Here is a 12,229-nt window from a genome sequence, read left to right as displayed (position 1 = left end):
CTGACAATAGTTTTTTTGCACTTTTTTTCTGTTCGCATTTTTTTTCCTCAAAACGACGTAAAAATCAGCGAATGGATTGCTTTTAAGGCGCTTTTTGACATGCTAACTGTAAAAATATCTCTGAAAAATGATCTACTTTAGCCCAATCAGTGTATTCAACCTCTTTAGTTGTATCCGTTTCTCCTCCCGTCATGCGCATAATGAATTGAACCATGAGGCGATCAAACCAACGATAACGGGGATAAAGCAAAGCTCCTGCAAAAACATCACACAAATCTGGCTTCCACGTGCTTTTTGTCAAGAACTTGCGTAAATAGGTATTCGTTTCCGGTGTACTTTTTTCTGGTTTTCTCGCGGTTAAATTGACACTAAAGAATGCTGTCGGCAATTGATCCAATTGCTTTTGATGGCTCGTGACAAACTTATACAACGCAGAATTAAAGTGACCATAACGTATTGAGGCTCCTACCATCACTTTATGGTAAGGATCCAAATTCATGTGCTTAACTGTAGCAAGATCTCTTAAATCACATCCTATACCCGCACGACGAATATTTTCCGCGATACGGGTAATAATTTTCTTAGTCTGTCCATCCTGTGTGGAATAGAGCAGTAAGTAGTTCATAGATACGTCCTTTTAAATAACGAATCATCTCATAATTAGTCGCGCCAGAAAGTCGGTGTGAATAGGACTAATAAAGTGAAAACCTCCAGACGTCCAAACAACATCGTAACGACCAATATCCACTTGGCTGTCGGATTCATCGTAGTGAAGTTATCCGCTACAGTTCCCAACCCTGGCCCCAGGTTATTCAATGTTGCAGCAATAGCCGAAAAGGCAGAGAATTCATCAATACCTGTTGCTATCAGTAGCAACATACTAATGATGAAAACCAATGCGTAAGCAGAGAAAAACCCCCAGACTGCCTCAATAATTTTTTCCGGTAATGCCCGGTGTCCCAATTTAATAGTATATACCGCGTTCGGATGCACCAGACGTTTCAGTTCGCGGGAGCCTTGTAGAAATAAGAGCAAAATACGGATGACTTTCAAACCCCCACCGGTTGAGCCGGCACATCCACCAATAAATGCAGAGCATAATAGTAAGAACGGCAGAAACAGAGGCCACTTGGCAAAACTGTCTGTTGTAAACCCTGCCGTCGTTGCCATTGAAACAACCTGAAAGAAAGCATGATTAAGTGCATTTAATTTGGATTCATAAACAGAATGCTGCCATAAAACCAGTGTACACAGTACGACTAATGCCAACTGGATACTGATAAACATGCGAAATTCAGGGTCACGCCAGTAGACTGTCAAACTTCGCCCGGAAAGCACAGCAAAATGTAAGCCAAAGTTACAACCGGAAATCAGTAGAAAGATCGCAATAATAGTATTAATTGTCGAGCTATTGAAAAAACCCACGCTGGCATCATGTGTTGAAAATCCACCAATTGCGATGGTAGAAAAGCTATGAGAAATCGCATCAAAAATCGACATTCCCGCTGCCCATAGTGCAATCGCACAGGCAATGGTCAATAAAACATAAATCAGCCAAAGAGTTTTAGCTGTTTCCGCAATACGAGGACGCATTTTATTGTCTTTTAATGGTCCCGGCATTTCAGCCCGATAAAGCTGCATTCCACCGACGCCCAACAAAGGCAGGATCGCAACAGCCAATACAATAATTCCCATTCCCCCCAACCATTGCAACATTTGCCGATAAAAGAGAATTGCTTTAGGAAGGGAATCAAGACCAACAAGCGTCGTCGCCCCTGTTGTTGTCAGGCCAGAAAAGGATTCAAAAAAGGCATCTGTAATCGAAAGGTTAGGTTTTTCAGAGAAAATAAAAGGTAATGCTCCGACACTGCCTAATACTGTCCAGAACAGTACAACAATCAGGAAACCCTCTTTAGGTTTCAATTCATGTTTTTGTTCCCGATTGGGTATCCATAATATTAAACCAATAAAGAGCACAAAGATGAATGTCTGACTGAAAGCTCTGCCTGCACCATCTCGGTAAATTAATGCCACCAACCCCGGAATAATCATTGTGACAGAGAAAATAATAACAAGTAGCCCGACAATACGAGTTATGGTGCGAAAATGCATTCAGCAGGTTCCTTCGAAATCCTGTATGACAAAACAGTTATTTTTTTGACGTTAAAAAAAGCGTACCGCGACTTAAATCACGTAATCTATTACCTATTTCTTCTGCAAGAGTAGCAGGTAATGATATTTGCAATGTAACATTTTCAGTATACTCACTAGCGAGCACTTGCCCTGAAAATTGCTGTAACAGTTGTTCCACCATGGAAATTTGTGCATATTCACACTGTAACTGATACAGTTTTTGCGGCACTTTATACTTTCTTTCCAATAGCTTAAGTGCCTGCTGAACACCATTACCATAGGCTTTCACTAATCCACCTGTACCAAGTTTGATACCACCAAAATAACGAACTGATACTGCGGTGATCTCTCCTAAACCACTCCCGATTAATTGTGCAATCATAGGTTTACCCGCAGTTCCGGTAGGCTCTCCATCATCTGAAAACCCCAATTGCTGAGAGTCATCAGGCGCACCTGCGACAAAAGCCCAACAATGATGCCGGGCATCAGGGTATTGTTCTTTGATACCTTGGATAAATGCTTTCGCTTCATCTACCCCACTGGTATGTTCCAACAGGGTAATAAAACGACTTTTCTTTATTTCTTCAGTAAAACTGACTGAAGCCGCAGGAATTAAATAAGGCTTCATTACGACAACTGTAAATCTCTGGTCATGTTTTCGATTCTTCCATCGTGAATAATGATATTATCCTCTATTCGAATACCGCCATAAGGCTTAAGCATATCGATTTTTTTCCAATCGAAATGTTTGCTGTATTCACTTTCACGCCAAGGCGTCAATAAAGTTTCAATGAAATAAAGACCCGGCTCAATGGTCAAAACCATTCCTGGCTCTAAAATACGTGTACAACGCAGGTAGGAATACATTTCCGGCGCAGCCAGATGGGTTCCGCTATCATCTTGCATAAACCCGGCAGCATCATGCACCTGTAAGCCAAGTTGATGACCAAGTCCATGTGGGAAAAATGGCGTTGTTAACCCTTTCTCAACCATGACGTCTTCACTAATTCCAGTAATGATATCGTGTTTTTTCAGCAACCTGGCTATGCGATGATGCATATTGACATGGTAATCGATATATCGACTACCAGCTTTGATCGTGGCTATAATTGCCTGCTGCTCATCATTCAATCCTTTAATCAGAGCGGCGAACTCGCTGTTGGGTTTTACTGCATAAGTTCGGGTGATATCCGCAGCATAGCCATTATATTCCGCCCCAGCATCAATCAAAAAACTGCGAATTTCAGAAGGCGCGGTTTGTTGTAACTTTGTGTAATGCAAAACTGCCGCATTTTCATTCAAAGCAATAATATTATCATAAGGAACATCAGTATCACGGTGGCCTGTTGCTATTAAATAGAACATATTGATTTCGAATTCACTGACACCCGACAGAAATGCGTCATGTGCGGCCATGTGACCATTGACAGCCGTTTTCTGCGCTTCACGCATACAAGCCAGTTCATAATCGGTTTTATATGAACGATGGTAACTTAAATAATCTAAAACTACTTTAGGGTTAATATTATGATTGAGGAGTCCCAGAGATTTTGCACGATCAACTTGCTCACCGATATATGCTGTATATTGTTTTGGTAACCCATTCAGTGCAACTTTGATATCATCAGCCTTAGCCAAATGAAACATTTCTACTTCTTCAGTCCAATAACCATGAGGCAACGGTTCCACACTGTGCCAATAATCCACTGGGGAGTAAAACCATAGCTTGGGTTTATTAATACCATCGATCCATAACCAGCAATTCGGTACATTGGTTACAGGAACGCATGCTTTGAAATACGCATTTGCCTTGAAAGGATAATGGCTATCATCAAAAAACACTCGTAATAACTCACCAGAGTGAATAAGCAGGGCGTCTAGCTGACTACGTGCCAATATTTCTCTGACACGTTTTTGCAATATTTTAATATGTTCTTGGTACAGAGATGCCAACTTTTCCATTTTATTAGCCTTTAGGTTATCTGGCTGGAATTTAAATTTTATCACAATTCCTTTTTTTTAGTGCCATAGCAGAAAATCGATTTCATAGAAATTAACTGATAATATTTATATTTTTCAATGCAATAATAAAAAATATCACGATACATCATAAATCTTACCTGTGATCTACCCTACAAAAAATTAATCATTGATTTGCATTCAATTAACACACTAATCACAATCAACTGCATCTGGTCATACCAGATGGTATGCACTCATTGAGGAGAATGACATGCTCTACCTAAGTGAAACTATTCAAGTAAACTGGCTGAAAGATGGCATTGCAGAACTGATCTTCAATGCGCCATCTGCAATTAATAAATTAGATACAAAAACTGTTGCATCACTAGATAAAGCCGTTGCTACCCTTGAGCAACAAACTGAATTAAAAGGGTTGTTAATACGTTCTGAAAAACAAGCCTTCATTGTTGGTGCAGATATCACAGAATTTTTATCCTTATTCAGCGCACCCGCAGAAAAACTTCATGAACTGTTGAATCTCGCTAACAATATTTTCAACCGAATTGAAGATCTCCCTGTTCCTACAGTCTCCGCAATCAATGGGTATGCGCTTGGCGGTGGTTGTGAGCTAGTACTTTCTACTGATTTCCGTATTGCGTCACCCGACCTTCGAATTGGTTTGCCAGAAACTAAATTAGGCATTATGCCAGGCTTCGGTGGCTCCGTCCGTATGCCACGCTTAATTGGTACTGACAATGCCCTTGAGATTATTACCGCAGGCAAAGATATCAGCGCAGAAGAAGCACTGAAAAACGGTTTAGTTGATGCGGTTGTCCCTGCTGAAAAACTGATTGATGCTGCTGTTTCTATTTTGGCACAAGCCATCAAAGGTGACTTGGACTGGAAAGCGGCCCGCCAGCCTAAGCTGTCACCACTGAACCTCAACGAAGTTGAACGCACGATGAGCTTCACTGTGGCAAAAGGTATGGTAATGAAAGTCGCAGGCCCTCATTACCCTGCTCCAATTACCGCCGTGAAAACCATTGAGAAAGCGGCCACATTGGGCCGTGATGAAGCATTGAAACTGGAAAGCGAAAGTTTTGTTGCATTAGCACACACTTCCGTTGCTCGCGCTTTAGTCGGCATTTTCCTGAATGACCAATATGTAAAAGGTCTGGCAAAAAAACATCTGAAGGAAGTATCCACTCCTCAGCGCGCAGCCGTTCTGGGTGCAGGCATTATGGGAGGCGGCATTGCTTACCAATCAGCACGTAAGGGTGTTCCAGTGCTGATGAAAGATATTAATCAGAAAGCGCTGGATTTAGGTATTAATGAAGCGGCTAAGCTGTTAAATAAGCAATTCGAACGCGGACGTCTGGATGCGATGAAGATGGCTAAAATGCTGTCATCCATTCAACCAACCCTGAATTATGCCGGCATTGAGCAGGCGCAAGTTGTTGTTGAAGCTGTCGTTGAAAATCCGAAAATTAAAGCCGCAGTTCTGGCAGAAACAGAATCCCATATTAATGATAACTGCATTCTGGCATCTAATACCTCCACAATTCCAATCACTGAACTGGCAAAGTCACTGAAACGACCAGAAAACTTCTGTGGTATGCACTTCTTCAACCCGGTTCACCGTATGCCATTGGTTGAGATCATTCGCGGAGAAAAAACATCTGACAAAACGATTTCGACTGTTGTCGCTTACGCCAGCAAAATGGGTAAAACGCCAATCGTTGTCAATGACTGCCCAGGATTTTTCGTAAATCGTGTCTTGTTCCCTTATCTGGCTGGCTTCGGCATGTTATTGCGCGATGGCGGTGACTTCCGTCAAATCGACAAAATCATGGAAAAAGAATTTGGCTGGCCGATGGGCCCTGCTTACCTCATTGATGTTGTTGGGATTGATACTGCTCACCACGCCCAGAGTGTTATGGCACAAGGTTTCCCTGACCGTATGAGCCGCGATTACCGGGATGCCATTGATGTATTGTTTGAAAATCAACGTTATGGTCAGAAAAATGGTGTTGGTTTCTATAAATACACCCAAGACAAAAAAGGCAAACCGAAAAAAGAACAAGACGAAGCCACAGATCAATTATTGGCAGACGTTAGTCAACCTAAACAGACTTTCTCTGGCGAAGAGATCATTGCTCGTACCATGATCCCAATGATTAACGAAGTGGTTCGCTGTCTGGAAGAAGGTGTTATTGCCAGCCCTGCGGAGGCAGATATGGCACTGGTTTATGGTTTAGGCTTCCCTCCATTCCACGGTGGTATTTTCCGTTATTTGGATACGATGGGAACCGCAGCTTATGTGAAATTGGCTGAAAGTTATGCCCATTTAGGCGCACTTTATCAAGTTCCAGCCGGCCTGAAAGCGAAAGCTGAGAGCAATGAAAGTTACTATCCTGCCGCAGCAAAACTTGCTGTTAATCCCGGTGAAACAGCGTGAGGTCTGAAAACATGGAAAACGTAGTCATTATTGATGGTATCCGTACCCCTATGGGGCGCTCAAAAGGTGGAGTATTCCGTCAGATCCGTGCCGAAGATCTCTCTGCACATTTGATGAAATCGATACTCAAGCGTAATCCGTCAGTACAACCTGAACATATCGACGATATTTCTTGGGGCTGTGTACAACAAACACTGGAACAAGGCTTCAATATTGCCCGTAACTCCGCCTTACTGGCCGGGATCCCTCACTCAGTTCCTGCTGTTACAGTAAACCGTTTGTGCGGCTCTTCAATGCAATCATTACACGATGGTGCCCGCATGATCATGACGGGTGATGCCAACATTGCACTGATTGGTGGTGTTGAGCACATGGGACATGTACCGATGACTCATGGTGTCGATTTCCATCCTAAATTAAGTCGTAATGTAGCAAAAGCGGCCGGTATGATGGGTTTGACCGCTGAAATGCTGGCGAAAATGCACGGTATCAGCCGCGAAATGCAGGATGAATTTGCCATGCGTTCACACCAGCGCGCTGCACAAGCGACAGAGTCAAAAGCCTTTGCTAGTGAAATCGCACCAATCCAAGGACATGACGCTGATGGTAATCTGAAACTCATCGATTTTGATGAAGTGATCCGCCCCGATACCAACCTGAAAGACTTGTCTGCACTGCGTCCTGTCTTTGATCCCGTCACAGGCAGTGTGACCGCAGGTAACTCTTCCGCGCTTTCAGATGGTGCATCTGCGATGTTAATCATGAGTGAAAGTAAAGCTCGTGAATTAGGGTTAATACCCCGTGCTCGTATCCGTTCAATGGCAGTTGTTGGTTGTGATCCTTCTATCATGGGTTATGGTCCTGTACCTGCGACACAAATGGCGTTGAAAAAAGCAGGCTTGAACCTTTCAGATATTGGCATGATTGAGTTAAACGAAGCATTTGCAGCTCAATCTCTGGCTTGTATGAAAGGTCTGAAATTGCTGGATAGCATGGACGACAAAATCAACCTGAATGGTGGTGCTATTGCTCTCGGCCACCCACTGGGTTGCTCTGGTGCTCGTATCACTACAACCTTGCTGAACTTAATGGAGCATAAAGATGTCCAATTCGGGTTGGCAACAATGTGTATAGGGTTGGGCCAAGGCATTGCCACGATTGTTGAAAGAATCTAGTTGTTGAGTTATTGGAGTTATCTGACGATTATTTATGCGCATTTTCCCCTTGTCTGTCTTCTCTATTGCATCACTCTAATAAGTTGTTGCCGTAGTTTCCCGCCTGTCAGGGGCGGGTTTTTTTATTTCTTATATTTTATTTAATAAATTCAAATTGTGTATCAGGATAGTAATCAGATGATTCCCCAGAGGCATAGTTAACTATGTAACTGGGGGAGTGAATACTCGTCCAACAAAACATCTGAAAAGTGATGAGAAGTATGTCGATTGGCTCAGATAAACTCGAATGCATCACCATACATGCGATCGATGCAAGCATCACGTTCACTACAAAACCGTTCACGGGCAATTTTAGCCATCTCAAAACGGCCTGCTATATAGATATCATACGGCGCCAAACTGCCAAAATCTTCCAGAACAGCACTGAGTACAGTCCCCGTCCTCCCATGCCAATTCTCATCAACTTGTTCAACGACAGGAACAACCGTTAAATTAGGATAACATTCACTCAGTGCCTGCAATTCTTCTAAATCGTAGAGATGCTGCAATTCGCGGCCACCCCAGTAAATTGCAATTTCGCGGTTAGGATCTTTTTCTAATGCGGCCAGTAAGATAGAACGGGTATAGGAAAACCCTGTTCCTCCTGCAACTAATAGCATCGGGTTTTTACTATCTTCACGAAACCATGCTTTCCCGTGTGGAATATCAATATCAATAACTTTCTGATCCAGGATCCTGTCCATCACCGCCATTGCATACAGATTTAATTCAGAAGCACCTATATGCAATTCAATCGTCTGTTTTTCTGATGGCGGTGATGCCATGGAGAAAGGCCGTTTATCCCGCTCATCCATAACCACCATAAGGTATTGCCCTGCACGAAAAGAAAAAGGCGAATCAGGTAATAAACGAACCCGATAAACTGTATCTGTAATGGAGTCAACCGATGTTACTTTACAGCTTAGTGTTGTCATGCGTTCCCTCTTATCGCTTCAAAATATCTAATTGATCCCAAATCTCATCGACACGGGCCCGGATTTCATCACTCATGACTATCGGACGCCCCCACTCCCTTTGTGTCTCTCCCGGCCATTTATTCGTTGCATCCAATCCCATTTTTGAGCCAAGCCCAGAAACCGGTGATGCAAAATCGAGATAGTCGATTGGTGTATTTTCCATTAGGACAGTATCCCGTTGTGGGTCCATTCGCGTCGTTATTGCCCAGATGACATCATTCCAATCTCGCGCATTAATATCATCATCGCAGACAATAACAAATTTTGTGTACATAAATTGTCGCAGGTATGACCAAACCCCCATCATGACTCGCCTGGCATGCCCTGCATATTGTTTTTTCATCGTCACGATAGCAAGCCGATAAGAACACCCTTCCGGTGGTAGATAAAAATCGACAATTTCAGGAAATTGCTTTTGTAGAATTGGAACCAGCACTTCATTCAATGCTACCCCCAATACAGCAGGTTCATCTGGTGGACGCCCTGTATAAGTGGAGTGATAGATGGCATCACAGCGCTGAGTAATATGTGTGACGGTCAACACTGGGAACATATCTACTTCATTATAATAACCAGTGTGGTCGCCATATGGCCCTTCTGGCGCCAATTCGCCCGGCTCGATATATCCTTCAAGGATAATTTCAGCACTAGCAGGCACTTCCAAATCATTGGATAAACATTTCACTACTTCTGTTTTATGTCCACGTAACAGCCCGGCAAAAGCATATTCAGACAACGTATCAGGAATAGGAGTGACAGCTCCCAAGATTGTGGCAGGATCAGCTCCCAGTGCAACAGCAACAGGGAATCGTTCGCCTGGATGTGCCTGACACCATTCCTGAAAATCAAGCGCACCACCACGGTGTGATAACCACCGCATGATAAGTTTATTTTTCCCCAAAACCTGCTGACGATAGATGCCCAGATTCTGACGCTCTTTATTTGGCCCTTTGGTGACAGTTAACCCCCATGTTATTAGAGGAGCGGCATCTTCGGGCCAGCAGTGCATCACAGGAATACGGGTCAAATCAACTTCATCCCCCTCCCAAACCTGTTCCTGACAAGGCGCAGAACTAAGGCGCTTAGTTGGCATATTCAAAACTTGTTTGAATTTTGGCAGCTTCTCTACCAGGTCACGAAAACCTTTCGGTGGCTCAGGCTCTTTAAGAAAAGCCAGTAATTTGCCAACATCGTGCAGTGCCTTAACATCATCCTGTCCCATTCCCATTGCAACCCGTTTAGGAGTACCAAACAGATTACATAAGACCGGCATTGAATATCCTTTTGGATTTTCAAACAACAAAGCAGGACCACCGGCACGAAGAGTACGATCTGCGATCTCTGTCATTTCCAGATAAGGATCAACTTCCATACGAATTCGTTTTAATTCACCAGATTGCTCCAGCAGGGAAAGAAAGTCTCTTAGATCGCGGTATTTCATCTTATTTAATTGTACCGATTTGCAAGGAGGGAAAGACATTATAAGCCTTCCCATAAAGGTTACAAGGTAAACCCATAACCTACTAAAAATCAATGAGTTTATTGTAATCTTGTGGGTTAGGTTGCTGAGATACAATGAAACATTACTCAGACTCCACCTGTTTATCAAATTGTTCAAAAAACTCTACATTACGCTGAAAGATTTTAAACCTTCCATTTCTGTCACTAAAACTATCACTAAAAAATAGTGCTATTCTTTTAGCATGGATTTCTTCAATATACCTATTGATATAATTCAATTGATTTTAATAGTAAATCCTTTGTTGATTTCATCTATAAAAACAAAATAAATTCATAAACATACATAAAATTGGTCAATGTACAGTTAAATGCTATAAAACATGAACTTTTACTGGTAACAAACACCTACTGGCTATAAGACCATGTTTTCTCCCCTAAACGCATTTTCACTTTATAGGTGATCCTTGTATATCAGTTTTGTTATGCTTCACTTTATAGATGATCCTGGTATATCGGTTTTGTTATGCTAAGTACATTGTGTAATGGAGTCGGAATATTATGGGAAACTGGTATCTTCTTTACTGTAAACGCGGACAAATCTCTCGGGCGATAGAAAACCTGGAGCGACAGGATGTTATTTGCCTGACACCCACAGCCAAAATTGAAAAAATCGTTCGGGGTAAAAGGGCAACCGTAACCGAACCCCTCTTTCCGAACTACCTTTTTGTGAATTTTGATCCGGAGGTTATTCATACCACTACCGTCAATTCAACACGTGGGGTCAATCATTTTATCCGCTTCAGCACTTACCCAGCTGTTGTTCCACAACAGTTAATTGATGAGTTAATGAGCGCAACTGAACAGGAGTTTACTGCACCAGAAACCCCTGTTACTGGTGATACGGTACTGATAACTGAAGGTATTTTTGAAGGTATTCAGGCCATTTATAATGAACCGGATGGAGAAACCCGTTCGATTCTTCTGTTGAATATACTCAATAAAGAAGTCTCCAAGGTGTTGGATAATAAACAGTTCATTAAAGTCTGATTCAATTGAATTTTTCTCAGACCGTCATAAACACCTCCGTTTTTGAGTAGGCGCTGTTTGTGGCGGTTTTTCTCATTAAGCCATGCTAACCTAGCAAATATAGTTGTGATTGGAAGTTTACCCCGCAAGGTAAAAATCATGACAACAGTCACATTTTCACACTTCATGAAACCTGTTACATGAATAATAAGCACTTCTCACATTCCATCTGAAATGAATTAGTTACCCTTGTATGGATAAGAATATTTTCAGTTGAAGATCAACCAACTAAAATCATAGAAAAAATATCTAATAAATATTAAGGTTATATAATGAGTCAAATCACGCCTCAGTTAACAAATATGTGGGATAAAAGTCATGAATCATGGTCTGTAAAAGATAAGAAACTCCATCTTATATATGCAAACAAGATGTTTATTAAATTAAATAATTTGTCAGACGATTTTGATGTTACAGGGTATACTGAAAAAGAATTACCTACACCATTTAATCATCTTGTTCACCTCTTTGAAGAACATGATCGTCAAGTCTTAACATCCATGCAACGAGTATCATCTATTAGCTCTTATTTCCAATACGAATCAAAACAACTAAGACCCTATTTTTGCGAAAAATACCCATTAATGAGTGAAGAAAATAAATGCATCGGAATCATTTGTCACATTAAAGAAATAGATCATTTTTCAGTACATCACTATATCAAAAATGATATTACGGCGTCCATTAACCTCAGCCCTCCTAACAATATATTAACAGAAAAAGAATGGATAATAGTATTTCTGTTCTGCCGAGGTATCAGTAATAGAAAAATTGCTAATGAATTAAAAATATCATGTCGTACATTAGAAAGATATTTTAAAAATATCTATGAAAAATTTTCAATAAATTCAATGATTGAATTAAAAACTCTTTGCGAAAGAAACAATTATGATTTATACATCCCTCCCAAATATCTTAAATCTATAGATTATACTTTT

10 protein-coding genes are annotated in these 12,229 nt (G+C 41.5%); 4 read left to right on the top strand and 6 right to left on the bottom strand.

Annotated features, from left to right (window positions below; all coding sequences use genetic code 11):
* Positions 1–82: 82 nt before the first annotated feature.
* The 4 genes from hemG to pepQ are packed head-to-tail and all read right to left on the bottom strand — an operon-like array spanning position 83 to position 4,095.
* The gene (gene hemG / locus AAC147_RS01690; protein ID WP_047685041.1) at positions 83–625 is read right to left on the bottom strand and encodes a menaquinone-dependent protoporphyrinogen IX dehydrogenase; all 543 of its coding nucleotides are present in this window, start codon (positions 623–625) and stop codon (positions 83–85) included.
* A gap of 35 nt (positions 626–660) precedes the next feature.
* Positions 661–2,112 carry a Trk system potassium transporter TrkH gene (trkH, locus tag AAC147_RS01685; protein ID WP_047685038.1) on the bottom strand — a complete coding sequence of 484 codons (1,452 nt, stop codon included), beginning with the start codon at positions 2,110–2,112 and terminating at the stop codon, positions 661–663.
* Between the two features lie 37 nt (positions 2,113–2,149).
* Positions 2,150–2,761: an IMPACT family protein gene (locus tag AAC147_RS01680; protein ID WP_047685036.1), complete on the bottom strand. Its 612-nt coding sequence runs from the start codon at positions 2,759–2,761 to the stop codon at positions 2,150–2,152.
* Entirely contained in the window at positions 2,761–4,095 is a 1,335-nt protein-coding gene (gene pepQ / locus AAC147_RS01675) for a Xaa-Pro dipeptidase (RefSeq protein ID WP_047685046.1), read from the bottom strand. Before pepQ ends, AAC147_RS01680 begins: the two co-directional genes overlap by 1 nt.
* A gap of 271 nt (positions 4,096–4,366) precedes the next feature.
* Here pepQ and fadB point away from each other — a divergent pair, with 271 nt between their 5' ends.
* Positions 4,367–6,553 carry a fatty acid oxidation complex subunit alpha FadB gene (gene fadB, locus AAC147_RS01670; protein ID WP_047685034.1) on the top strand — a complete coding sequence of 729 codons (2,187 nt, stop codon included), beginning with the start codon at positions 4,367–4,369 and terminating at the stop codon, positions 6,551–6,553.
* An 11-nt stretch (positions 6,554–6,564) separates the two neighbouring features.
* Complete coding sequence (gene fadA / locus AAC147_RS01665; RefSeq protein ID WP_047685031.1) at positions 6,565–7,728, top strand: acetyl-CoA C-acyltransferase FadA; 1,164 nt, start codon at positions 6,565–6,567, stop codon at positions 7,726–7,728.
* 272 nt (positions 7,729–8,000) lie between these two features.
* Here the strand turns inward: fadA and fre are convergent, their stop codons facing one another.
* Together fre and ubiD are read right to left on the bottom strand one after the other, a co-directional pair.
* Positions 8,001–8,702 (bottom strand): NAD(P)H-flavin reductase, encoded by a 702-nt coding sequence (gene fre / locus AAC147_RS01660; protein WP_047685028.1) that lies wholly within the window; start codon positions 8,700–8,702, stop codon positions 8,001–8,003.
* A gap of 10 nt (positions 8,703–8,712) precedes the next feature.
* The gene (gene ubiD / locus AAC147_RS01655) at positions 8,713–10,185 is read right to left on the bottom strand and encodes a 4-hydroxy-3-polyprenylbenzoate decarboxylase (RefSeq protein ID WP_047685044.1); all 1,473 of its coding nucleotides are present in this window, start codon (positions 10,183–10,185) and stop codon (positions 8,713–8,715) included.
* Between the two features lie 578 nt (positions 10,186–10,763).
* On the opposite strand from ubiD, the gene rfaH reads away from it, so the two are divergent.
* A complete protein-coding gene (rfaH, locus tag AAC147_RS01650) occupies positions 10,764–11,252 on the top strand; it encodes a transcription/translation regulatory transformer protein RfaH (protein WP_047685025.1) in 489 nt (162 codons plus the stop codon).
* Positions 11,253–11,563: 311 nt separating this feature from the next.
* The coding region (locus AAC147_RS01645; RefSeq protein WP_047685022.1) for a helix-turn-helix transcriptional regulator at positions 11,564–12,229 on the top strand (666 nt) is incomplete at its 3' end.

The organism is Xenorhabdus sp. NBAII XenSa04, assembly GCF_963866145.1.
In the GTDB taxonomy this organism is placed as follows: domain Bacteria; phylum Pseudomonadota; class Gammaproteobacteria; order Enterobacterales; family Enterobacteriaceae; genus Xenorhabdus; species Xenorhabdus indica.
Note: the sequence above shows the minus strand (reverse complement) of the source record. Positions and strands in the feature narration are given on the sequence as shown.